Origin of the sequence: Streptomyces sp. NPDC005263 (genome assembly GCF_042872365.1) — a bacterium.
Taxonomy (GTDB): Bacteria; Actinomycetota; Actinomycetes; order Streptomycetales; family Streptomycetaceae; genus Streptomyces.
Genome location: NZ_JBIAKJ010000007.1, coordinates 564,513 through 587,788, shown reverse-complemented (window position 1 = coordinate 587,788; position 23,276 = coordinate 564,513). Strand labels below are relative to the sequence as shown.

The following is a 23,276-nucleotide window of genomic DNA, read 5'->3' as shown; positions in this document are numbered from 1 at the left end:
GCGGGCGCACGGGCGGGGGCCCTGATGACAGCGACCCTCGCCCGCCGGGGCCCACACCCGCCCGGGTGACCTTCCAGGCGGCGATCACGGCGGCGGCCGTGCTCGCCGCCCTCGCCCTTTTCGTGTCCGCGTGCGGCACCGGCGGCACCGGCGCACGCGACGAGGGCCCGGCGCACGCCGACTCGATGGCGGGGGCCAAGGTCTCCGCGTCGCCCTCACCCTCCCCTTCGCGGACGGCCGACCGCGTCAACGCCGTCCGGCTCGTCAAGGCCGATCCGGCGGTCTCCGCGGAGGTCAAGCGCGAGCTGAAGCCGTGCGTGGCCGACCAGTACCCGGTGGACGTGTCGTACGGCGACCTGACCGGGGGGTCTGCGGACGACATCGTCGTCAACGTGCTGACCTGCGGAGACGCGGTCGGGATCGGCTCGTATGTGTATCGCGAGCAGGGCGGTTCGTACCGGAACGTCTTCAAGGCCGAGGAGCCGCCGGTCTACGCGGAGATCGACCGCGGTGATCTGGTGGTGACCAAGCAGGTGTACGAGAAGGGCGACCCGGTGTCGGCTCCGTCCGGCGAGATCGTGAACACCTACGACTGGCGCGGAACCCGTTTCGTCCAGACGTACAGCTCACGCAACGACTACGGGAAGACAGCCGAGGACGCCACCACACCGGTGCCGGCCGACTGACTCGGCTGATCCGGCCCACCCCGGCTGACAAGTTCTTGACGCCGGACCCTGAAGATGGGTCCGTGACGTCGTGAACCGATCGGGCCCGCCGATCCGATCACCGGGTGACGGCACGACACGAGGACCGAGAACAGAGAGCAACGGATGGCAGACCAGACCCACGTTCTGTTCGTCGAGGACGACGACGTCATCCGCGAGGCCACCCAGCTCGCCCTGGAGCGCAACGGTTTCGCGGTCACCGCCATGCCCGACGGGTTGTCGGGCCTCGACGCGTTCCGCGCGGGCCATCCCGACATCGCCCTGCTGGACGTCATGGTGCCCGGGCTCGACGGGGTGAGCCTGTGCCGCCGTATCCGGGACGAGTCGACCGTCCCGGTGATCATGCTGTCGGCGCGCGCCGACTCGATCGACGTCGTCCTGGGGCTGGAGGCGGGCGCCGACGACTATGTCACCAAGCCGTTCGACGGTGCTGTCCTGGTCGCCCGGATCCGTGCCGTGCTGCGCCGCTTCGGACACGCCGGCGGTGGCGACCGCACGGACGGGGCCGGGGCGCTGGCCGACGGTGGTCTGCTGGCCTTCGGTGATCTGGAGGTCGACACCGAGGGCATGGAGGTGCGCCGGGCCGGGCGGCCGGTGGCGCTGACGCCGACCGAGATGCGGCTGCTGCTGGAGTTCTCCTCGGCGCCGGGCACGGTGCTCTCGCGCGACAAGCTCCTGGAGCGGGTGTGGGACTACGGCTGGGGCGGTGACACGCGGGTCGTGGACGTCCATGTGCAGCGGCTGCGCACGAAGATCGGCCAGGACCGGATCGAGACGGTCCGCGGTTTCGGCTACAAGTTGAAGGCCTGAGCAGAGGTATGCGGGGGAGGAACCTTCGGCGCCCGGGCGCAGCCGTCATGGACGGACTGGGCCTGCGTACGGGCCTGCGCTGGAAGCTGAGCGCGGCCATCGCGCTGGTCGGTGCGCTGGTGGCGCTCGCGCTGAGCCTCGTCGTGCACAACGCGGCGCGGGTGTCGATGCTGGACAACGCGCGTGACCTGGCCGACGAGCGCGTCCAGATCGCGCAGCGCAACTACGAACTGTCCGACCGGCCGAACTTCCCCAGCATCAAGATCGACGACCCGGATCTGCCCCGGGCCCTGCGCTCGAAGGTCGAGCAGGGGCGCCGGGCGACCTATGTGTCGGACCGGCCGGGCGGTGTGCCGGACATCTGGGCGGCGGTACCCGTCAAGGGCGGGCATGTGCTGTCCCTGCACACCGGGTTCACCGACCGCAGCACCGACATCCTCAAGGACCTCGACCAGGCCCTGGTGATCGGCTCCATCGCGGTCGTCTTCGGCGGCAGCGCGCTCGGCGTGCTCATCGGCGGGCAGCTCTCGCGCCGGCTGCGCAAGGCCGCGGCCGCGGCGAACCAGGTCGCCAACGGTGACGCGGACGTGCGGGTGCGGGACGCCATCGGCGGGGTCGTACGGGACGAGACCGACGACCTCGCGAGGGCGGTGGACGCCATGGCCGACGCGTTGCAGCAGCGGCTGGAGGCGGAGCGGCGGGTCACCGCCGACATCGCGCACGAACTGCGCACCCCGGTGACCGGACTGCTGACCGCCGCCGAACTGCTGCCCCCGGGCCGCCCGACGGAGCTGGTGCTCGACCGGGCGAAGGCCATGCGCACCCTCGTCGAGGACGTCCTGGAGGTCGCCCGTCTCGACGGCGCCTCCGAACGGGCCGAGCTGCAGGACATCCTGCTGGGCGAGTTCATCCGCCGGCGGGTGGTGGCGAAGGACCCCGCGATCGAGGTGCGGGTGGTGCACGAGTCGGAGGTGACCACCGACCCGCGCCGCCTGGAGCGCGTGCTGTTCAACCTGCTGACCAACGCGGCCCGGCACGGCAGGCCGCCGATCGAGGTCACCGTCGAGGGCCGGGTGATCCGGGTCCGCGACCACGGCCCCGGGTTCCCCGAGCACCTGCTCGCCGAGGGACCGAGCCGCTTCCGCACGGGCAGCGCCGACCGCTCCGGCCGCGGCCACGGGCTGGGCCTGACCATCGCGGCCGGGCAGGCCAGGGTGCTGGGGGCCCGGCTGACCTTCCGCAACGTACGCCCGGCGGGCGCGCCCGAGGACGTCCCGGCGGAGGGGGCGGTGGCGGTGCTGTGGCTGCCGGAACACGCGCCGACCAGCACGGGGAGCTATCCGATGCTGCCGTAGTCTCTCCGGCGGCTCGGCGGCTGAGGTGCTCGCCGCGCCGGGTCGGTGAGGACCACATGACGAAGGCCCCCGGGGCGGACACCATCCGGGGGCCTTCGGCTTGTCGAGAGCTCGCTCGGGAGCTCAGACCGCCTCGACGACCGGCGGATTCACCGCCGCGCCGTCCTTCGAACCGTCGTCCGCCTTCTGCGGCCCCGCCCCCTTCAGCGGAACCTCCTTGACGAACACGGCCGCCAGCAGCGCGACCACGGCGACGATCGATCCGAGCAGGAACGCCGAGTGCGTGCCGGCCGAGACCGCGTGCTGGTACGCCTCCCGGGCCAGCGCCGGCAGCTTCTTCAGGCTCGCCGCGTCGAGCTGCGCGGACTGCTCGGTCACCTTGGAGCCCAGCGCCCCGGCCCGCTCGGACATGACCTCGGTGACCCGGTTGTTGAACAGCGCGCCCATGATCGCGACACCGAAGGAGGAGCCGAGCGTACGGAACAGGGTGGTCGAGGAGGACGCGACGCCCATGTCCTTCATCTCGACGCTGTTCTGCGCGACCAGCATGGTGATCTGCATCAGGCAGCCCATGCCGAGACCGACGACGGCCATGAACACGCCGGAGGTGAACCGGGTGGTGCCGGTGTCCATCGTGGAGAGCAGATACAGCCCGACGACCATCAGCACGCTGCCGACGACCGGGAAGATCTTGTACTTGCCGGTGTTGGTGGTCACCCGTCCCGCGACCATCGAGGTCACCAGCATGGCGCCGAGCATCGGCAGGAGCAGCAGCCCGGAGTTGGTCGCGGACGCGCCCTGGACCGACTGCTGGTACAGCGGCAGGAAGAGGGTCGCGCCGAACATCACGAAGCCGGTGACGAAGCCGATGATCGACATCAGGGTGAAGTTACGGCTGCGGAAGATGTGCAGCGGCACGACCGGCTCCGCGGCCTTGGTCTGCCAGAACACGAAGCCGATCAGCGAGGCGACACCGATGCCGATCAGTTCCATGATCCGCGCGGACGTCCAGGCGTACTCCGAACCGCCCCAGGTGGTGACGAGCACGATGGAGGTGATGCCGAGGGTCAGCAGAGCGGCGCCGAGATAGTCGATCCGCGCCTGCGCCCGCTTCTTCGGCAGATGCAGGACCGCGCTGATCGCGGCCAGCGCCACCACACCGAGCGGCAGGTTGATGTAGAAGGACCAGCGCCAGCCCCAGTTGTCGGTGATGGTGCCGCCGACCAGCGGCCCGCCGATCATCGCGAGCGCCATGACGCCCGCCATCATGCCCTGGTACTTGCCGCGCTCACGGGGCGGTATCAGGTCACCGATGATCGCCATGACGCCGACCATCAGACCACCGGCGCCCAGGCCCTGGATCGCGCGGAAGCCGATCAGCTGCCCCATGTCCTGGGCCATGCCGCTCAGTGCCGAGCCGATCAGGAACAGCACGATCGAGCTCATGAAGACGCCCTTGCGCCCGTACATGTCGCCGATCTTGCCCCACAGGGGGGTGGAGGCGGCGGTCGCCAGGGTGTACCCGGTCACCACCCACGAAAGGTGCTCGAGACCGCCGAGCTCGCCGACGATCGTCGGCATCGCCGTGCCCACGATCATGTTGTCGAGCATCGCGAGCATCATGGTGATCATGAGCGCGAGGAGCACGACGCGCACGCTCCTGGGTTGTTTCTCCGGTTCCGTCTCGACCGTCTGTGTGTCCGCCATCGTTTCCACTCCCCTGGGTCCTGCACCCGCTGGCTACTTACTTGCCGACCGGCTAGTTGACTACACTGGGAAGGTAGACCCGTAACTAGCCGGGCGTCAAGTAAGTTTTTCGGGAGTGCGACGATGGGCGGCACCATGGACGGCACCAAGCAACAGCGCCGCGGCGACACCCGCCAGCGCATCCAGGACGTGGCACTCGGGCTCTTCGCCGAGCAGGGGTACGAGAAGACCTCACTGCGCGAGATCGCGGAGGCCCTCGACGTCACCAAGGCGGCCCTGTACTACCACTTCAAGACCAAGGAAGAGATCCTCGTCAGCATCTTCGAGGACCTCACGCAACCCATCCTCGACCTGATCGACTGGGGCAGGCGGCAGCCGCACACCCTGGAGACGAAGCAGGAGATCGTACGGCGCTACAGCGAGGTCCTGGCCGGCGCGACACCACTGTTCCGCTTCATGCAGGAGAACCAGGCGACGGTACGTGAGCTGCGGGTCGGCGAGACCTTCAAGGACCGGATGCACGGCCTGCGCGAGATCATCGTCGACCCGGAGGCGGACCTGGCCGACCAGGTCCGCTGCGTCAGCGCGCTGTTCACCTTGCACGCGGGGATGTTCCTGCTCCAGGACCTGGACGCCACCCCCGAGGAGAAGCGCCAGGCGGTCCTGGACGTGGCCACGGACCTGGTGACCCAGGCACACAAGGGCTCCTGAGGGTCCGTCGCGGCCCGGACCGAAGTGATCCGGGCCGGATCCCGCAGCGGTCTCAGACGTGGACGCCCTCGGCGCGCAGGAACTTGACCGGGTCGATGGCCGAGCCGTAGTTGGGCGTCGTACGGATCTCGAAGTGCAGGTGCGGGCCGGTGGTGTTGCCGGTGTTGCCGGACAGGGCGATGTGCTGACCGGTCTTGACTATCTGGCCGACCCGCACGTCGATCCGGGACAGGTGGGCGTACTGGGAGTACGTCCCGCTGCCGTGCTTGATGACGATGGCGTTGCCGTACGCGGGGCCGTCGCCGGCGCCGTTGCCGCCCGCCTTGACGACGGTGCCGCCGTGCGCGGCCATGACCGGCGTACCGCTCGGCACGGCGAAGTCCTGCCCGCTGTGCTTGGCGTGCCACATACTGCCGGCCTGGTTGAAGCTCGCGGTCAGGGTGTACTTCCGCACCGGGTCGATCCAGGAGACCTTCTTCTTCGCGGCGGCCTTCTTGGCGGCGACCTTCTTCGCTGCGGCCTTCTTCGCTGCGGCCTGCGCCTTCGCCTGCTCGACGACGGTGACCTTGGCGGCCTTGGCCTGCACGACGGACTGCGCCTGGACGACGCCGGCGGCCGGGGCGGCCGACGGGGCGTCGGCGGCGGCCGCGACTCCGGCCCCCAGCGCGACCGACGCTCCCAGGCCGACGGTGATCACGGCCGCGCGGGCGCGGAGAAGGGACACACGGGAAGTACGGGACGAGACGCGCTGGAACATCAGAACCTCATGGGGACGGGGACAGAAAGACCACCCGGCGCGAACACCCCGCCGAATGGGCCATCCCTTGGTAACCGCCGACCCCAGATACGCCCAAACCAGCTATCTACGAATGAATCTAGTATTTACCCCCAAACATCAAGCCTTCTTGACAGATCGGCCATCAGGGATAAATCGACCCAGGAGGGCGGAAACTCCATGAGTTTGAAGATAAATGTCCCTTTTGCCCCTTTCTGGTTGATCACTATTCCGGTTAGTAACGGACAAATCGCCTGTGCGGCATGTCACCGGGCCGCGAGGTCCGCGGACTTCAGAATGTGACGGCGACTACTCCGCCGCCCGGCCGGAACTCACCGTTCCTGATCGACAGTCAGACACGTCAACCCCCGCGATGTGACGCACGTCTCTGGCTACTTACCCCTCGGTAACTCTACGGTTCCTCTCGCGCCACCCTCACCCACGAACATGCATCCGAAAACTGCAGAACGTCCGGACGTGAGAGGAACCCCCCATGACGAGACGCCGCCCCTGGGCGCGCCGCACCGCCGTCACCGCTGTCTCCGCCGCCGCCCTCGTGGCACTTGCCGTCCCCGCCGAGGCCGCCACCACGGCCACCAGCACCTCCCCGGCTCCCCGGGCCGCCTCGGCTGCCGCAGCCGAGGACGTCGACTACGCCACCTGGCAGAAGGACTGCCAGGGCGTGATGGACCAGGCGCTGCCCTATCTGAAGCAGCGCATCGCGGCCACCAAGCCGGGCGAGAAGCAGGCGATCGTCTTCGACGTGGACAACACCACGCTGGAGACCGACTTCGGCTTCAGCTACCCGCAGCCCGCCAACAAGCCGGTGCTGAACGTCGCCGATTACGCCCAGAAGCACGGCGTCTCGCTGTTCTTCGTCACCGCCCGACCGGGCATCATCTCCGGTGTGACCGACTACAACCTCAAGAACGTCGGCTACCAGGTGTCCGGGCTCTACGTCCGCGGCTTCAGCGACCTCTTCAAGGACGTCGCCGCCTACAAGACCGCCCAGCGCGTCACCATCGAGTCCAAGGGCTACACGATCATCGCGAACATCGGCAACAGCGCCACCGACCTGTCGGGCGGCCATGCCGAGAAGACGTACAAACTTCCTGACTACGACGGTCAGTTGTCGTAACGTCCGCGGACACGGACGGACATGCGGAAGGGGCCGGTGCTCGAAAGCACCGGCCCCTTTCGCGGCCTGACGGCCGGGAGGCTTACGCCTCCTTGCTCAGGTTCGGTCCGGCTCCGCCGGCCGCCTGCTCGATCGGCGGGACGTCCGGCAGCGCCGACTTCTCCTCACCGCGGAAGGTGAAGGTCTGGGTCTCGCCCTCGCCCTCGGTGTCCACGACCACGATGTGACCGGGGCGCAGCTCACCGAAGAGGATCTTCTCGGAGAGCGTGTCCTCGACCTCGCGCTGGATGGTGCGACGCAGCGGCCGCGCGCCCAGCACCGGGTCGTAACCCTTCTTGGACAGCAGCTCCTTGGCGGACTGGGAGAGCTCGAGGCCCATGTCCCGGTCCTTCAGGCGCTCGTCCACCTTGCTGATCATCAGGTCGACGATCTTGAGGATGTCCTCCTGCGTCAGCTGCGGGAAGACGACCACGTCGTCGACGCGGTTGAGGAACTCGGGACGGAAGTGCTGCTTGAGCTCGTCCGACACCTTGTTCTTCATGCGCTCGTAGTTGGACTTCTTGTCCCCCGAGGCCGCGAAGCCCAGGTTGAAGCCCTTGGAGATGTCCCGGGTGCCGAGGTTGGTCGTCATGATGATGACCGTGTTCTTGAAGTCCACGACCCGGCCCTGGGAGTCGGTCAGGCGACCGTCCTCCAGGATCTGCAGCAGCGAGTTGAAGATGTCCGGGTGGGCCTTCTCGACCTCGTCGAACAGGACGACGGAGAACGGCTTGCGGCGGACCTTCTCGGTCAGCTGGCCGCCCTCTTCGTAGCCCACGTATCCGGGGGGCGAACCGAACAGACGCGACACCGTGTGCTTCTCGCTGAACTCCGACATGTCGAGGGAGATCAGCGCGTCCTCGTCACCGAAGAGGAACTCCGCGAGCGCCTTGGACAGCTCGGTCTTACCGACACCGGACGGGCCGGCGAAGATGAACGAACCACCGGGACGCTTCGGGTCCTTGAGGCCCGCACGCGTACGACGGATCGCCTTCGACAGCGCCTTGACGGCGTCGACCTGGCCGATGACCCGCTTGTGGAGCTCTTCCTCCATGCGCAGCAGACGCGAGGACTCCTCCTCGGTCAGCTTGAAGACCGGAATGCCGGTGGCGGTCGCGAGGACCTCGGCGATCAGCTCGCCGTCGACCTCGGCGACGACGTCCATGTCGCCGGCCTTCCATTCCTTCTCCCGCTTGGCCTTGGCGGCCAGGAGCTGCTTCTCCTTGTCGCGGAGGGAGGCGGCCTTCTCGAAGTCCTGCGAGTCGATCGCGGACTCCTTGTCGCGGCGCACGCCCGCGATCTTCTCGTCGAACTCGCGCAGGTCCGGCGGCGCGGTCATCCGGCGGATACGCATCCGGGAACCGGCCTCGTCGATCAGGTCGATCGCCTTGTCCGGCAGGAAGCGGTCCGAGATGTACCGGTCGGCCAGGGTGGCGGCCTGGACCAGCGCCTCGTCGGTGATCGAGACGCGGTGGTGCGCCTCGTACCGGTCACGCAGACCCTTGAGGATCTCGATGGTGTGCGGCAGGGACGGCTCCGCGACCTGGATGGGCTGGAAGCGGCGCTCGAGGGCCGCGTCCTTCTCCAGGTGCTTGCGGTACTCGTCCAGCGTGGTCGCACCGATGGTCTGCAGCTCACCGCGGGCCAGCATCGGCTTCAGGATCGAAGCGGCGTCGATGGCGCCCTCGGCGGCACCCGCACCGACCAGCGTGTGCAGCTCGTCGATGAACAGGATGATGTCGCCGCGGGTGCGGATCTCCTTGAGGACCTTCTTCAGGCGCTCCTCGAAGTCACCGCGGTAGCGGGAGCCGGCGACCAGCGCACCGAGGTCCAGGGTGTAGAGGTGCTTGTCCTTGAGGGTCTCGGGCACCTCGCCCTTGACGATGGCCTGGGCGAGGCCCTCGACGACGGCGGTCTTGCCGACGCCGGGCTCACCGATCAGGACCGGGTTGTTCTTGGTACGGCGGGACAGCACCTGCATGACCCGCTCGATCTCCTTCTCGCGCCCGATGACCGGGTCGAGCTTGGACTCACGAGCGGCCTGGGTGAGGTTCCGGCCGAACTGGTCGAGGACCAGGGACGTCGAGGGGGTGCCCTCGGCAGGCCCGCCGGCGGTGGCGGTCTCCTTGCCCTGGTAACCGGAGAGCAGCTGGATGACCTGCTGCCGCACCCGGTTGAGATCAGCGCCCAGCTTGACCAGGACCTGGGCGGCTACGCCCTCGCCCTCACGGATCAGGCCGAGCAGGATGTGCTCCGTGCCGATGTAGTTGTGGCCCAGCTGAAGGGCCTCGCGGAGCGACAGCTCCAGGACCTTCTTGGCACGGGGGGTGAAGGGGATGTGCCCGGACGGGGCCTGCTGGCCCTGGCCGATGATCTCCTCCACCTGCTGGCGGACCGCCTCGAGCGAAATCCCGAGGCTCTCAAGGGCCTTGGCGGCGACACCCTCACCCTCATGGATCAGGCCCAGGAGGATGTGCTCGGTGCCGATGTAGTTGTGGTTGAGCATCCGGGCTTCTTCCTGAGCCAGGACGACAACCCGCCGCGCGCGGTCGGTGAACCTCTCGAACATCGTTAATCGCTCCTCAGAGCGGTCAGGCAGTGGGGGGAACTTCCCCTCCCTGTCCTTCCGCAGCTTAGTCCCGCAAGCGGGGACCGCTCATTCCAACTGCCGACACCGTCGATGGCCTCCTGACCCCGAACGCCGACATCTGCTCCAACCCGATGGTGCGAGACGATGTTCCCGCAGGCCAGGCAGTTACCCTCACCATCAGTACGCCGATGGCGAACGTGAGACGTCCCGTCCTGCGTGTCGCCCCCTCCCACTAGGGTGTCTTACCCGCTGGGGTCGGCGCACTCCATGCCGAGCGCACCGGTTCGCTCCGCTATGGGCGAACAACCTCGCGTCTCCCCCGCGCCCCCGGCATCCCCGGTTCGGCACTCTGCGCACACGACAGGGCACGCAGCGTAACTCTCGCTGCTCTTCGGCTGTTGCGCTTGGCATGGTTGGCACCCTCCCGACGGTCACGGCCGAACGCCCCACGGTCCCGCTTCCCCGTAGGCCGCTCGATCCGGGCGACCGGATCCGCCGGTGGTACGAGAACGAGTTGGGCTGGCCGACCGTGCCCGCGCCGTCCGGACCGCACGGAGTCCCGTCCGGCCCCGGGGCCGTCCCGGTGCGGCTCGCGGTGGGCCGGCGCTTCGACGTCCTGGACGTGCCGGCCGAGGCGGGCCGGGCCGCGCTGCGCCACCTGGCCGCGGGGTCCCCGGTGGCCCTGCAGGGCGGCCGGATGCGGTTCCTGGTGGCCGCGGGCAGCGCGGAGGAACTTCCGGCGGTGCTGGCCTGGCTGGAGTGGGGCACGCTGCCGCTCGACCTCACGATGATCGGCGAGGGAGGGGAACTGGACGCTCCAGCGCCACCGGACACGGCGGAGGCGGCGCCTACGGCGCGGGCGCTCTCGCGGGAGCCGGGGCAGGCGCTACCCCACGAGACAGGGCACAGGGCGTCGGTGGGGCTGCCCTACGAGGCCGGGGAGGCGGGGCCGGATGAGCGTGAGCGGACTGGTGCGGCACGTCCGCTTCGGGAAGGCGGGCCGTGGCTTCCCTCCCCCGCGGGGCCTCCCGCGGGGCGCTCGCTGCCGCAGGGCCGCTTCGGGGGCGTGCAAGGGGCCGCCGTGTGGGTGCGGCCCCCCGAGCCCGGGTGCGAGGTCGAGGCCTCGCTGCCGACGCTGTCGGCCATGTGGGGCGGTGGGGGCGCCCCCGATCTCGTACGCGTTCTGAGCACCGCGGCGACGCAGTGCCACCGCCTGCGACTGCGACAGGCGTGCGCCCGGCCGTCGACCGTGCCCCGGGCCCGGCACTGAGCCAGGCACCGATTTCGGGCCGGATCCGCGCCGAGCCGGATACCTCGATCAGCCGTTGGCCTTCTCGTATTCCTCGCGAATGGTCTGGGGAACGCGGCCGCGGTCATTGACCTCGAAACCGTTCTCCTTCGCCCAGGCGCGGATCTGCGCGGTGTCCTGGCTGCCACCGGAAGCGGCACGCGCCTTTCCGCGACCACCCGAAGCACGACCGCCCGTGCGGCGACCGCCCTTCACGTAAGGCTCAAGAAGACCACGCAGCTTGTCCGCATTGGTGGTCGTGAGATCGATCTCGTACGTCTTGCCGTCCAACGCGAACGTGACGGTCTCGTCCGCCTCGCCACCGTCGATGTCATCGACAAGAAGGACCTGAACCTTCTGTGCCACCGGATTTCCTTTCATCCATAACTTGAGGGCCGGGAGTCTGCGGCGTCCGCCGTTTCGCCGTCCCCTGTTATATGCAGTACTGCAGTACGTCGGAAAGCAAACCGCTTTTGCCGGAAAAACACAAACCCTCGGGAGGGATCGACCGACCTCCCCCAGCCCGGAAACATGTGCGTTTCGGACATAGGGAACCTGGGCAAGGCCCGGCGGGACGGAATGGGGTCTTCCCGATCTGTCCTTGCCTCTGTCCTTGTCGCCCCATGGCACGTCTTGGCGATCACAGATGCAGAAGCATCCGGCTGTTGCCCAAGGTGTTCGGTTTCACCCGTTCGAGACCGAGGAACTCCGCCACGCCTTCGTCATAGGAACGCAGGAGCTCCGCGTAGACATCGGTGTCAACCGGCGTCTCGCCGATCTCGACGAAGCCGTGCTTGCCGAAGAAGTCCACTTCGAAGGTCAGACAGAAAACGCGGCGAACGCCCAGCCAACGCGCGGTGTGCAGCAACTTCTCCAGCAACTGATGGCCGACACCGGCGCCCTTCAGGCCGTCCTTCACGGCGAGAGTGCGGACTTCCGCGAGGTCTTCCCACATCACATGCAGGGCACCGCAGCCGACCACCTCGGCGTTGTCGTCCCGTTCGGCGACCCAGAACTCCTGGATGTCCTCGTAAAGGGTGACCGTCGCTTTGTCGAGCAGGATGCGGCCACGGACGTACGCGTCAAGGAGTCCACGCACGGCCGGGACATCGCCGGTGCGGGCCCGCCTGACCGTGATGGCTTTTGCGGTGACTTCGGGACTCTCCGCGGAGGGAGTCTCCGCTGAGCTCTCTGCAGACATGAGCGGACGCTATCGCCCGTCGTCCTCCGGCGCCGAGCCGGGGCTCGTCCCGGCGGTATCGGACCCGGCGGTATCGGAAGGAGGGCCGGGTGGGGCTTCGGATGATTCCGGTCCCTGGACCATGCGCACGGCATCACGCAGGGCATGGCGCTGTTCGTCGCTCATCATGCCGAAGAACGCGACGAGAGCCGCGGCCGGGTTGTCACTCTGGGACCAGGCGTCGTTCATCAGTGCCGCGGCGTACGCGGCCCGGGTGGAGACCGCCTCATATCGATAGGCCCGGCCTTCCGCCTCGCGGCGCACCCAGCCCTTCTGATGGAGATTGTCCAGGACGGTCATCACCGTGGTGTATGCGATGGACCGTTCCTGCAGAAGATCTTCCAGGACTTCTCGAACGGTCACCGGGCGGTTCCACTTCCACACCCGCGTCATGACCGCGTCTTCGAGTTCTCCCAATGGGCGGGGCACAGTTCAGCACAATAGTGGGAGATCCCGACATCGGCCTGACGGACGTGCGCCCGCACCGGCAGACAAGCTCAAAAAGGGCGCACGACTCGGGGAATCGGAGTCGTACGCCCACATCTCATCGTGGGGAGCGGGCGGGGATGTCCGCCGGCGTTCTCGCCCCCTCGCCGCCGCAGCTCAGGCGTCGCTGTTCGCGGAGCCCTGACGGGTGCTCTCCGCGCGTGCGAGGGCGGCGTCGACGGCCGCGTCCTCCTTGGCCTTGTTGGCCCCGCCCTGGCTCTTCACGATCACCCTGATCAGGCCGATGAAGAACACGGCCATGACGACCGGCGGCACGAGCGCGGAAACGTAGTCCATGCGTCCAGAGTAGCCAGGGGCCGGGGGGCGCTCGGGGCGGGGTGCCTCAGCCCGCGGCCAGCTGCTGCGGAGGATCTTCCGGTGGCGGGCCGGCCGGTTTGCGACGGGGGAAGACCTCGCCCGGGGTGGGAATGGGGCGGGACGGCTTCGGGGCGGGGGACGAGGGCCTGGGGGCGGCGGGGCGCTCGGGCCGCTCAGGACGCTCGGCGGGCTTCTGCGGGGGCTTGCGCTCGGGGTCCCTGGCCGGGCCCTTGCCCGGACCCTTGCCCGGATCCTTGGGCGCGGCATCGGCGGCGTTGACGCCTGCATTGACGGCGCTCGCGGGATGAACCCCGGGTGGGGCACCCGCGTGCCCCTTGCCCCGTTCCTCGACGTCGCGTCCTGCCGGGTGCCCGGTGGGGCCCGAACGGCCTCCGGGGAGGGCCAGGAGGCGCGTACGGGACGCGGGGACGGAGGGGGTGGCCGCGGCGACCCGGCGGGTGGCGCCGGGGGCCGGACGGGCTTGTACGTCCTGTTCGGCCGGCGCCTGGCAGCGGTCCAGGAGGAAGGCGGCGACGGGGTTGCCGCGCAGGGCCCGCAGGGCGCTCAGGTCGTCGGGGTCCGGGCGGTATCCGGCGCCCAGGGCCTCCTCCAGGAGCGTGAGGTACCCGGCGGCGGTGCCGGGGAGGGCGGCGCGGTAGCGGGCGAGGTCGGCCACCAGGAAGGCACGCAGCCGGGCGCCCTCGCGCGCCGCCTCGTCGAGGGACTCGGCTAGGCGGAGGCAGTCCTGGACGTCCTCGGCCTGGGCGGGCGTGGGGTGGATGGCGAGGGCGAGAGCGCGGCGGAGCACACGCAGCTCCTCCACACCGAACGCCATGCCGCCGCGGGATCCGTATGGCGTGGGCATGTTGCGACGATACGCGCTAATCAGACAAATTCGACATAAGGGCGCCGGGTGTGGCGCCCGCGGCCACCCACCCGGACGTGCGAGGCCGACGCCGGGGTGCGCCGGCCCGCACCGCGGGTCACATCCGGGAGACGTTCCGCTCGTACACCAGGCGCAGGCCGATCAGCGTCAGCCACGGCTCGTGCTCGTCGATCACCGAGGACTCGCCGAGGACCATGGGCGCGAGTCCGCCCGTCGCGATGACCGTCACGTCCTCCGGGTCGTCCGCCAGTTCCCGGGCCATCCGGTTCACCACTCCGTCGACCTGGCCCGCGAACCCGTAGATGATCCCGGACTGCATCGCCTCGACGGTGTTCTTGCCGATCACGCTCCGCGGGCGCGCCACCTCGATCTTCCGCAGCTGTGCCCCCTTCACGCCGAGGGCCTCCACGGAGATCTCGATACCGGGCGCGATGACACCGCCGACGTACTCCCCGCGCGCGGAGACCGCGTCGAAGGTCGTCGCCGTACCGAAGTCCACGACGACGGCGGGCCCGCCGTACAGCTCGACGGCGGCCACCGCGTTGATGATCCGGTCCGCGCCGACCTCCTTGGGGTGGTCGGTCAGGATCGGCACGCCCGTCTTCACGCCGGGTTCGACGAGCACCGCGGGCACGTCGCCGTAGTAGCGCCGGGTCACCTCGCGCAGCTCGTGCAGCACGGACGGCACGGTCGCGCAGATGGCGATGCCGTCGATGCCGTCCCCCAGCTCGTCACCGAGGAGCGGGTGCATGCCCATCAGGCCCTGCAGCAGCACCGCCAGCTCGTCGGCGGTGCGGCGGGCGTCCGTCGAGATCCGCCAGTGCTCGACGATGTCCTCGCCGTCGAACAGGCCCAGAACCGTGTGTGTGTTGCCCACGTCGATCGTGAGGAGCATGGCGCTACTCCGCCTCGCGCAGGTCCAGGCCGATGTCCAGGATCGGCGAGGAGTGGGTGAGGGCCCCTACGGCGAGGTAGTCGACCCCGGTGTCCGCGTAGGCCCTGGCGTTGTCGAGGGTGAGCCGCCCGGACGCCTCCAGGGCCGCGCGACCTTGCACCTGGGCCACCGCCTCCGCGCACTCGGCGGGCGTGAAGTTGTCCAGCAGGATCAGGTCGGCTCCGGCGTCCATGACCTCGCGCAGCTGGTCCAGGGTGTCGACCTCGACCTCGATCGGGACCTCGGGGAAGGCCTCCCGTACGGCCTTGAAGGCCTGCGCGACGCCGCCCGCGGCGACCACGTGGTTGTCCTTGACCAGGGCCGCGTCGGACAGCGACATGCGGTGGTTGACGCCGCCGCCGCAGCGCACCGCGTACTTCTCCAGGGAGCGCAGGCCGGGTGTCGTCTTGCGGGTGTCGCGCACGCGGGCCTTGGTGCCGTCCAGGGCGTCCGCCCAGGCGCGGGTGGCGGTCGCGATGCCCGACAGGCGGCACAGGAGGTTGAGCGCGCTGCGTTCGGCGGTCAGCAGGTCACGGGTCCGCGTGGTGACCGACAGGAGCTTCTGCCCGGCCTCGACGCGGTCGCCGTCCTCCACGTGCCGCTCGACCTCGAAGTCGTCCGTGCAGACCACCGAGACGACGGCCTCGGCGACCCTGAGGCCCGCGACCACGCCGGCCTCGCGGGCGGTGAAGTCGGCGGTGGCGACGGCGTCCTCGGGGATGGTCGCGACGGTCGTCACGTCCACGCCGTGGGCGAGGTCCTCCTGGATGGCGACGTTGGCGAGGTCCTCGACCTCCACGGGGTCGAGTCCGGCGTCGGCGAGGATCTGGGCGAGCGCGGGGTCGAGCCCGCACTCCAGGTACTCCGCGCCGTCGAGGCCGGCGTCGGCGCCGCAGGCACAGCCGTCGCCGCAGCCGCCGTTCTGGGCGAGGGGAAGGTCGGGGGTGGTCACTTCTGTCACTGCTCCTGGAGGCGCTGCTGGTGCTGCCGGGTCGGGGGGAAGTCTGCGGTATCGGTGGTGTGTACGGCGAGTGTGCGGTCCGGATTCAGCCGTACGACGATGTGGCGGCGCCACCTGGTGTCGTCGCGCTCGGCGTGGTCCTCGCGCCAGTGGCAGCCCCGGGTCTCTTCGCGCAGCCGCGCGGCGGCGACCAGGACGCGGGCCACGCACAGGAGGTTGGTGGCCTCCCAGGTGTCGACGCCGGGCTCGGCGGTCTTGCCGTTCTCGTCGAGGGCGCCCCGGGCGTCGGTGTGCAGGCGCTGCAGGGCGTCGGCGGCGGTGGCCAGGGACTCCTCGGAGCGCAGGACGCCCGCGCCGCGCGTCATGATCCGCTGGATCGTGAACCTGGACTCCGGGGCGAGCAGGGGGTGGGCGGGCTTCTCGGGGTGCGCGACCGGGGCGGGCACCGGCGCGGGCAGACCGTTCACGGCGTGGTTGGCCACGATGTCGGCGGCGATGCGCTCGGCGTAGACCAGCCCTTCCAGGAGGGAGTTCGACGCGAGCCGGTTCGCGCCGTGCACGCCGGTGCAGGCGACCTCGCCGCACGCGTAGAGGCCGGGAACGGTGGTGCGGCCGTGCGCGTCGGTGCGGACGCCGCCGGAGGCGTAGTGGGCGGCCGGGGCGACCGGGACGGGCTCGTGGACCGGGTCGATGCCGTGCGCGCGGCAGGCGGCGAGGATCGTCGGGAAGCGGTGCTCCCACATCTCGGCGCCGAAGTGGCGGGCGTCGAGGAACATGTGCGTGGCGTCCTGCTCCTCCATGCGGCGCGTGATGCCCTTGGCGACGATGTCCCGCGGAGCGAGTTCCGCCAGTTCGTGCTGGCCGACCATGAAGCGCACGCCCTGGGCGTCCACCAGGTGGGCGCCCTCGCCGCGGACCGCCTCGGAGACCAGGGGCTGCTGGCCCTCCGCGTCCGCGCCCAGGAACAGCACGGTCGGGTGGAACTGCACGAACTCGAGGTCGGAGACCTCCGCTCCCGCGCGCAGGGCGAGCGCCACGCCGTCGCCCGTGGAGACGGACGGGTTGGTGGTCGCCGAGAAGACCTGGCCCATGCCGCCGGTCGCGAGGACGACCGCGGGGGCGTGCACGGCGCCCACGCCGTCGTGCTGGCCCTCGCCCATGACGTGCAGGGTGACGCCGGCGGTGCGGCCGTCGGCGTCCGTGAGCAGGTCCAGGACGAGCGCGTTCTCGATGGTGCGCAGCCGCCGCGCGCCGGTGGCCTCGGGCATCGCCTCGTTGACCGCCTCGACGAGCGCCCGGGAGATCTCGGCGCCGGTCGCGTCGCCGCCGGCGTGCGCGATGCGACGGCGGTGGTGGCCGCCCTCGCGGGTGAGTGCCAGTCGCCCTTCGGCGGACTCGTCGAAGTGGGCGCCCGTCTCGATCAGCCGGCGGACGGCGTCGGGGCCCTCGGTGACGAGGATCCGTACGGCCTCCTCGTCACACAGGCCGACGCCGGCGACGAGCGTGTCGTCCAGGTGCTGTTCGGGGGTGTCGCCCTCGCCGAGGGCCGCGGCGATGCCGCCCTGCGCCCAGCGGGTGGAGCCGTCGTCGAGGCGTGCCTTGGTGACGACGACGGTGTTCAGGCCGGCGGCCTCGCAGCGCAGGGCCGCGGTGAGACCGGCGACTCCGGAGCCGACGACCACGACGTCCGCGGTGATGGACCACCCGGGGGCGGGCGCGTGCAGTCGTATGCCTGTGCTGGTCACGAGGCGGCTCCGAAGGTGAGAGGGATGTTGTCGATCAGCCGGGTCGTACCGACCCGGGCGGCGACGGCGAGCACGGCCTCGCCGGTGAAGTCGTCCTCGATCTCGGTGAAGTCGGACGGGTCGACGAGCGCCAGGTAGTCCAGCGCGAGCGGCGGGTCCAGGCGGGCGGCGTCGTCGAGGATCAGGCGGGCGGCCGCGCGGACGGTCGCGGGGCCGCCGGGGGCGGCCTTGGCGACGGCGTGGGTGTCGGCGGCGGCCCGGGACTCCCCTATGGCGCTCAGGGCCTCGGCACGCGCTCGGGTGGCGGGCACCTCACGGGCCCGGGCGCGCAGCGCCTCCTGCGCCGCGTGCCGGTCGCTGCCCGCGAACAGCGCGCGGGACAGCGCGAGGGCGGTGCGCCGTTCGGCCGGTGAGAGGTAGCGGTTGCGGCTGGACAGGGCCAGCCCGTCCTCCTCGCGCACGGTGGGCACGCCGACGATCTCGACGCCGAAGTTCAGGTCCCGCGCCATCCGGCGGATCAGGGCGAGCTGCTGGGCGTCCTTCTGGCCGTAGAGCGCCGCGTCGGGGCGGGTGAGGTGGAGCAGTTTGGCGACGACGGTGAGCATGCCGTCGAAGTGGCCGGGCCGTGAACCGCCCTCCAGGCGCTCCCCCATGGGTCCGGCGCTGATGCGGACCTGGGGTTCGCCGCCCGGGTAGACCTCGTCGACGGCGGGTGCGAACACGACGTCCGCGCCCGACTCCTCGGCGATCTTGAGGTCGGCGTCCAGGGTGCGCGGGTAGCGGTCGAGGTCCTCGCCGGCGCCGAACTGGAGCGGGTTGACGAAGACGGTGACGACGACCTCGCCGTCGGCTCCGGCGATCTCCCGCGCGGTGCGGATCAGGGTGGCGTGCCCCTCGTGCAGGGCGCCCATGGTCATCACGACGGCGCGGCGGCCCGCGCGGGTACGTGCGTGCAGTTCGTCGGCGGTGCGCAGCAGGACGGTGGTCATCGGGCGTCCCCCTCGGTGCCGTCGGCCCGGTCGGTCCCCTCGGCGAGTACCCCGAGCAGGTCCTGCGCGAATTCCGGTTTCAGCAGGCCGTGGGCGAGGGCGCGGTCGGCCGTCGCGCGCGCCATCGCCAGGTAGCCGGCGACGGCCTGCGGGGCGTGCTTGCGCAGCTGTTCGACGTGGGCGGCGACGGTGCCCGCGTCCCCGCGCGCGACGGGGCCGGTGAGGGCGGCGTCGCCGGAGCGCAGGGCGTTGTCGAGGGCGGCGCCGAGCAGCGGGCCGAGCATCCGGTCGGGTGCCTCGACACCGGACGCGCGCAGCAGCTCCAGGGACTGCGCGACCAGCGTGACCAGGTGGTTGGCGCCCAGCGCGAGCGCCGCGTGGTAGAGCGGCCGCATCTCCTCGGCGATCCACTCGGGTTCGCCGCCCATCTCGATGACGAGGGCCTCGGCCGCCAGCCGCAGTTCCTCGGGCGCGGTGACGCCGAAGGAGCATCCAGCCAGCCGCTGCACGTCCACGGGGGTGCCGGTGAAGGTCATCGCCGGGTGCAGGGCCAGCGGCAGCGCGCCCACCCGCAGGGCGGGGTCCAGGACCTTCGCGCCGTACCGTCCGGAGGTGTGCACCAGCAGCTGTCCCGGACGTACGGCACCGGTCTCGGCGAGGCCTTCGACGAGGCCGGGCAGGGTGTCGTCGGGGACGGTCAGCAGCACCAGGTCGGCGCGCTCCAGGACCTCGGCGGGCGGGACGAGGGGCACGTCGGGCAGCAGCTGCGCGGCCCGGCGCCGGGAGGCGTCCGAGACCCCGGAGACGGCCACCGGACGGTGCCCGGCGAGCTGGAGGGACGCGGCCAGTGCGGGGCCCACGCGGCCGGCGCCGACGACACCGACGGTGAGCCGGGCGGGGCGGTCCTGGGGGTCTGGCTGTTGGAATGTACTCACGCGACGGCGGCCTTCCCGTTCCAGTCCGCTCTGGGTACCGGACGATTTCTCGTCATGTTAACGCGATTGGTTCGAGGGGCGTTCGGTTGTCCACAGGCTGTGGGTTACCGCACGCCGGGTGCCCACTGACGGACCGGCCGAAATCCGGATGCCCGCGTGGAGGGCCGCGGGCATGATCCGGGCATGAGTGACACGGCGGAGCAGACACCAGACGCGCACGGGCGGGCCGACGGGAAGGAGAACGAGGAAGAGCGGGAGCCGGTCTCCGAGGCGGACCGGCGTACCCGGCGCAGGCAACGGCGTATCGCCGCCCTGCGAGTCGCTGAACGCGCGCTCGCACGCCTGGGCGTCCACGGCACGCTCCGGGACCGTCTGGCCCTGCTGGACGCGGCGCCGGAGGTGTACGACCTGGACGAGGGCTCGGACATGTACGGCAACGGCGTGGTCGAGGCCCTGGAGGAGAAGGTCGCGGGCCTGCTCGGCACGGAGGCCGCCGCGTTCTTCCCGACGGGCACGATGGCCCAGCAGGTCGCCCTGCGCTGCTGGGCGGGCCGCACCGGTGACACGACGGTCGCCCTGCATGGGCTGGCCCACCCTGCGGTGCATGAACGTGACGCGTTCAGCCAGGTCAGCGGGTTGCGTCCGGTCCGGGTGACGAGCGAGCCCCGGTTGCCGACCGCGGACGAGGTACGCGACCTCGACGAGCCCTTCGGGACGCTGATGCTCGAACTCCCCCTCCGGGACGCCGGTTTCGTGCTGCCTTCCTGGGAGGAACTCACCGAGGTCGTGGCGGCGGCCAGGGAACGCGATGCGGTGGTCCACTTCGACGGGGCCCGCCTGTGGGAGTCCACCGTGCACTTCGACCGCCCGTTGGCGGAGATCGCGGCCCTGGCGGACAGCGTCTACGTGTCGTTCTACAAGTCCCTCGACGGGTACGGCGGCGCGGCCCTGGCCGGCCCCAGGACGCTGGTCGAGGAGGCCAAGGCCTGGCGGCACCGGTACGGCGGCACGCTCTTCCAGCAGTTCCCGACCGCGCTGGCGGCGCTGATCGGCCTGGAGCGGGAGCTGCCCCGGCTGCCGGAGTACGTGGCCCACGCACGCGTGGTGGCCGAGGCGCTGCGCGAGGGGTTCGAGGCGGCGGGGGTGCCGTGGGCGCGCGTCCACCCCGAGGTGCCGCACACCCACGACTTCCAGGTCTGGCTGCCGTACGAGGTCGATGTCGTCTCGGAGGCCGCGATCCGGCAGGCCGAGGAGACGCGGACCGTGCTGTTCGGCAACCCCTGGGAGGCGAGGGGCCCCGGCCTGGCGTGCACGGAGGTGTACGTGCGGGCGGCCGGCCTGGAGTGGACCCGCGACGACGTGAGGTCGGCGGTCGCGGACTTCGTCTCCTGGCTGGCCGGTCCCCGCTGACCGGGGAGGACGGCGGGCGGTCAGCAGGTGGAACGGGACCGAGAGGGCAGCCACCGGCGCACGGCGAGGCGTATCCGCCCGCGGGCCGGGCGCTCGGCGAGGACCGCCCGGAACGCGCGACGGTCCCGCAGTTCGCGGACGACCTGCCAGTCGTGGGTACCGGGCGCGGGCGGCGCCGGTTCGCCGAGCCGTTCGGCGCGGTAGGTGTCGAGGAGGTACTGCTGCGTGATGCCCATGGCCGACTGCCCCTTCTCGGGTTCTCGGGCTTCTCCGGACTGGGATCGGGCTCCGCGGCTGCCCGTCCGACCAGGCTGCGCCGGTACGGCGGTGACGTCGCGTCGATTGACGGGCGCCGTCAATCGGGCCGGTGTTGTCAGTGGCGGGAGGCACGATGAGGTCATGAGCGTGCGTATCGACATCGCGGAGCTGCGGCCGGAGCAGGTCGCCTTCGTGCTCTCGCCGCTGGCCGAACTCGGCATGGCGCTCCACGCGTTGTCCGAGCCGGGGCACCATCCCGCCCTGCAGGGCTGGGTGACGGGAGTGACCGCCCGGCTCGACTCGCACCTGGCCGACCGGATGTGCGAGGCCGACTTCCTGTGGCGGTCGACGTTCTCGGACCTCTTCCTGCCGTTCGCCGGCGTCCCGGGCCGCCGCACCCTTCCGGGCGCGAGCCTCGCCGAGGACCTTGCTCTGCTGGACAAGCTGTCGGACGAACAGTTCGTGGACGCGGCCCTGGAGTTCTCCTGCGCGATGCCGTACTCCTCGCCGGCGCCCCCGGTCCTCTCCGACGAGGCGTCGCGGCGACTCGCCCTGGAGCTGGCCATGTCGCGCGGGCCGCAGCAGGTGCGGTTCACCAAGCGCCTGCTGGCCGACCCGCCGTGGGTCCGGGCCTGGTTCCGGCAGTTCGTGGAGGACTGCGACGAGGCGTTCTTCGCGGAGGCCTGGACCCGGCTGCGGCACCAGCTCGCGGCGGACGCCCGCCACAAGACGGACCTGCTGCGGCACAGAGGCCTGTCCGAGGCACTGGCCTCGGTGTCGACCGCGGTGACACTCGACGAGTCAGCGGCCCGGATCACCGTCGACAAGCTGGGCGAGGGCCATTCGGCCACCGGGGACGGCGGGCTTCTGCTCATCCCGACGAGCCTGGGCTGGCCGCACCTGAGCGTGCTGCACCGGTACGGCTGGCAGCCGGTGCTGCACTACCCCGTCCATTCACCCGAGTTCGCCGCGCCGCCGTCGGTGGACCAGCTGGCGCTGCGGATGACCGCGCTCTCGCACCCGGTCCGGATGCGGATGTGCCGCCATCTGGCCCGCAGCGCGTACACCACGAGCGAGCTGGCCCAGGCGCACGGCATGACGGCCCCCGAGATATCCCGGCACCTGGGCGTGCTGAAGAAGGCGGGCCTGATCACCACGCGCCGCCGCGGCCGGTACGTCCTGCACCAGCTGGACGTCACCGTGGTGGCCCGGCTGGGCAGCGACTTCCTGGAGGGGATCCTGCGCTGACCGCTGACCGCTGACCACCGAACCGCCGACCGCTACCCGTGCCCGCCCGCGCGCACCAGCCCCGTCTCGTACGCGAGGACGACCACCTGCACCCGGTCCCGCAGCCCCAACTTGGTCAGGATGCGGCCCACATGGGTCTTGACGGTCGCCTCGGACAGCACGAGCCGGGCTGCGATCTCACCGTTGGACAGGCCCTGCGCGACCAGGATCATGACCTCGCGCTCCCGCTCGGTGAGCCGCTCCAGCCCCTGGTGCTGGGGCTCCTTGCCGGTGCTCGGCAGCATCGGCGCGAAGCGGTCGAGCAGGCGGCGCGTGGTCGACGGCGCCACCACCGCGTCGCCGCTGTGCACCGCGCGGATGGCCGACAGCAGTTCACCCGGCGGCACGTCCTTGAGCATGAAGCCCGAGGCGCCCGCCTTGAGCCCGGAGAACGCGTACTCGTCGAGGTCGAAGGTGGTCAGGATCAGCACCTTCGGCGGGTCGGACTCCAGGCAGATGCGTCGGGTGGTCTCCACACCGTCCAGCTTCGGCATCCGGACGTCCATCAGCACGACGTCCACGGCGGTCGAACGCAGCACCTGAAGCGCCTCCACGCCGTCGCCCGCCTCCGCGACGACGTCCATGTCCGGCTGGGCTGCCAGCACCATCCGGAACCCGGTGCGCAACAGCACCTGGTCGTCGACGAGCATCACGCGGATCGTCATCGGGGCCTCTTCCGTTCTCTGTCC

General features: G+C 70.6%; 23 protein-coding genes. 8 read left to right on the top strand and 15 right to left on the bottom strand.

Annotated features, from left to right (window positions below; translation table 11 throughout):
- Positions 1-65: 65 nt before the first annotated feature.
- The 3 genes from ACFYRY_RS31110 (at position 66) to cseC (ending at position 2,890) form a co-directional block, all read left to right on the top strand.
- Complete coding sequence (locus ACFYRY_RS31110; RefSeq protein ID WP_389152890.1) at positions 66-686, top strand: hypothetical protein; 621 nt, start codon at positions 66-68, stop codon at positions 684-686.
- A 144-nt stretch (positions 687-830) separates the two neighbouring features.
- Entirely contained in the window at positions 831-1,535 is a 705-nt protein-coding gene (gene cseB, locus ACFYRY_RS31105; RefSeq protein ID WP_389152887.1) for a two-component system response regulator CseB, read from the top strand.
- 8 nt (positions 1,536-1,543) lie between these two features.
- Positions 1,544-2,890 carry a two-component system sensor histidine kinase CseC gene (gene cseC / locus ACFYRY_RS31100; protein WP_389152884.1) on the top strand — a complete coding sequence of 449 codons (1,347 nt, stop codon included), beginning with the start codon at positions 1,544-1,546 and terminating at the stop codon, positions 2,888-2,890.
- Between the two features lie 123 nt (positions 2,891-3,013).
- Here cseC and ACFYRY_RS31095 read toward each other — a convergent pair whose 3' ends face one another.
- On the bottom strand, positions 3,014-4,597 hold the full coding sequence (locus tag ACFYRY_RS31095; RefSeq protein ID WP_389152881.1) for an MDR family MFS transporter: 1,584 nt from the start codon (positions 4,595-4,597) through the stop codon (positions 3,014-3,016).
- A gap of 123 nt (positions 4,598-4,720) precedes the next feature.
- Here ACFYRY_RS31095 and ACFYRY_RS31090 point away from each other — a divergent pair, with 123 nt between their 5' ends.
- Positions 4,721-5,308 carry a TetR/AcrR family transcriptional regulator gene (locus ACFYRY_RS31090; RefSeq protein ID WP_389152878.1) on the top strand — a complete coding sequence of 196 codons (588 nt, stop codon included), beginning with the start codon at positions 4,721-4,723 and terminating at the stop codon, positions 5,306-5,308.
- 52 nt (positions 5,309-5,360) lie between these two features.
- On the opposite strand, the gene ACFYRY_RS31085 is transcribed toward ACFYRY_RS31090, so the two are convergent.
- Complete coding sequence (locus ACFYRY_RS31085) at positions 5,361-6,065, bottom strand: M23 family metallopeptidase (protein WP_389152875.1); 705 nt, start codon at positions 6,063-6,065, stop codon at positions 5,361-5,363.
- Positions 6,066-6,576: 511 nt separating this feature from the next.
- Between ACFYRY_RS31085 and ACFYRY_RS31080 the strand changes: the two genes are divergently transcribed.
- Positions 6,577-7,221 carry an HAD family acid phosphatase gene (locus ACFYRY_RS31080; RefSeq protein ID WP_389152872.1) on the top strand — a complete coding sequence of 215 codons (645 nt, stop codon included), beginning with the start codon at positions 6,577-6,579 and terminating at the stop codon, positions 7,219-7,221.
- A gap of 82 nt (positions 7,222-7,303) precedes the next feature.
- Here the strand turns inward: ACFYRY_RS31080 and ACFYRY_RS31075 are convergent, their stop codons facing one another.
- The gene (locus tag ACFYRY_RS31075) at positions 7,304-9,829 is read right to left on the bottom strand and encodes an ATP-dependent Clp protease ATP-binding subunit (RefSeq protein WP_389152869.1); all 2,526 of its coding nucleotides are present in this window, start codon (positions 9,827-9,829) and stop codon (positions 7,304-7,306) included.
- A gap of 430 nt (positions 9,830-10,259) precedes the next feature.
- On the opposite strand from ACFYRY_RS31075, the gene ACFYRY_RS31070 reads away from it, so the two are divergent.
- Entirely contained in the window at positions 10,260-11,120 is an 861-nt protein-coding gene (locus tag ACFYRY_RS31070; RefSeq protein WP_389152866.1) for an SCO3374 family protein, read from the top strand.
- 48 nt (positions 11,121-11,168) lie between these two features.
- On the opposite strand, the gene ACFYRY_RS31065 is transcribed toward ACFYRY_RS31070, so the two are convergent.
- The 10 genes from ACFYRY_RS31065 to ACFYRY_RS31020 form a co-directional block, all read right to left on the bottom strand.
- Positions 11,169-11,504: an Lsr2 family protein gene (locus ACFYRY_RS31065; protein WP_389152863.1), complete on the bottom strand. Its 336-nt coding sequence runs from the start codon at positions 11,502-11,504 to the stop codon at positions 11,169-11,171.
- A 274-nt stretch (positions 11,505-11,778) separates the two neighbouring features.
- Positions 11,779-12,339 carry an amino-acid N-acetyltransferase gene (locus ACFYRY_RS31060; RefSeq protein WP_389152860.1) on the bottom strand — a complete coding sequence of 187 codons (561 nt, stop codon included), beginning with the start codon at positions 12,337-12,339 and terminating at the stop codon, positions 11,779-11,781.
- 9 nt (positions 12,340-12,348) lie between these two features.
- Positions 12,349-12,771: a BlaI/MecI/CopY family transcriptional regulator gene (locus ACFYRY_RS31055; RefSeq protein ID WP_389153011.1), complete on the bottom strand. Its 423-nt coding sequence runs from the start codon at positions 12,769-12,771 to the stop codon at positions 12,349-12,351.
- 210 nt (positions 12,772-12,981) lie between these two features.
- Positions 12,982-13,161, bottom strand: a complete 180-nt coding sequence (locus ACFYRY_RS31050; RefSeq protein ID WP_389152858.1) for a hypothetical protein — start codon at positions 13,159-13,161, stop codon at positions 12,982-12,984.
- A 46-nt stretch (positions 13,162-13,207) separates the two neighbouring features.
- Complete coding sequence (locus ACFYRY_RS31045) at positions 13,208-14,017, bottom strand: hypothetical protein (protein ID WP_389153009.1); 810 nt, start codon at positions 14,015-14,017, stop codon at positions 13,208-13,210.
- Positions 14,018-14,165: 148 nt separating this feature from the next.
- Complete coding sequence (locus tag ACFYRY_RS31040; RefSeq protein WP_389152855.1) at positions 14,166-14,963, bottom strand: type III pantothenate kinase; 798 nt, start codon at positions 14,961-14,963, stop codon at positions 14,166-14,168.
- A 4-nt stretch (positions 14,964-14,967) separates the two neighbouring features.
- Positions 14,968-15,954, bottom strand: a complete 987-nt coding sequence (nadC, locus tag ACFYRY_RS31035) for a carboxylating nicotinate-nucleotide diphosphorylase (protein ID WP_389152852.1) — start codon at positions 15,952-15,954, stop codon at positions 14,968-14,970.
- 5 nt (positions 15,955-15,959) lie between these two features.
- Complete coding sequence (locus ACFYRY_RS31030) at positions 15,960-17,708, bottom strand: L-aspartate oxidase (protein WP_389152849.1); 1,749 nt, start codon at positions 17,706-17,708, stop codon at positions 15,960-15,962.
- Positions 17,705-18,697 carry a pantoate--beta-alanine ligase gene (panC, locus tag ACFYRY_RS31025; RefSeq protein ID WP_389152846.1) on the bottom strand — a complete coding sequence of 331 codons (993 nt, stop codon included), beginning with the start codon at positions 18,695-18,697 and terminating at the stop codon, positions 17,705-17,707. Before panC ends, ACFYRY_RS31030 begins: the two co-directional genes overlap by 4 nt.
- Positions 18,694-19,632 (bottom strand): Rossmann-like and DUF2520 domain-containing protein, encoded by a 939-nt coding sequence (locus ACFYRY_RS31020; protein ID WP_389152843.1) that lies wholly within the window; start codon positions 19,630-19,632, stop codon positions 18,694-18,696. Before ACFYRY_RS31020 ends, panC begins: the two co-directional genes overlap by 4 nt.
- 183 nt (positions 19,633-19,815) lie before the next feature.
- Between ACFYRY_RS31020 and ACFYRY_RS31015 the strand changes: the two genes are divergently transcribed.
- Complete coding sequence (locus ACFYRY_RS31015) at positions 19,816-21,042, top strand: threonine aldolase family protein (protein ID WP_389152840.1); 1,227 nt, start codon at positions 19,816-19,818, stop codon at positions 21,040-21,042.
- Between the two features lie 20 nt (positions 21,043-21,062).
- Here the strand turns inward: ACFYRY_RS31015 and ACFYRY_RS31010 are convergent, their stop codons facing one another.
- The gene (locus ACFYRY_RS31010; protein WP_389152838.1) at positions 21,063-21,278 is read right to left on the bottom strand and encodes a hypothetical protein; all 216 of its coding nucleotides are present in this window, start codon (positions 21,276-21,278) and stop codon (positions 21,063-21,065) included.
- A 163-nt stretch (positions 21,279-21,441) separates the two neighbouring features.
- Here ACFYRY_RS31010 and ACFYRY_RS31005 point away from each other — a divergent pair, with 163 nt between their 5' ends.
- Positions 21,442-22,548, top strand: a complete 1,107-nt coding sequence (locus tag ACFYRY_RS31005; RefSeq protein WP_389152835.1) for a DUF5937 family protein — start codon at positions 21,442-21,444, stop codon at positions 22,546-22,548.
- Between the two features lie 32 nt (positions 22,549-22,580).
- On the opposite strand, the gene ACFYRY_RS31000 is transcribed toward ACFYRY_RS31005, so the two are convergent.
- Positions 22,581-23,252 (bottom strand): response regulator, encoded by a 672-nt coding sequence (locus ACFYRY_RS31000; protein WP_389152832.1) that lies wholly within the window; start codon positions 23,250-23,252, stop codon positions 22,581-22,583.
- Positions 23,253-23,276: the final 24 nt, after the last annotated feature.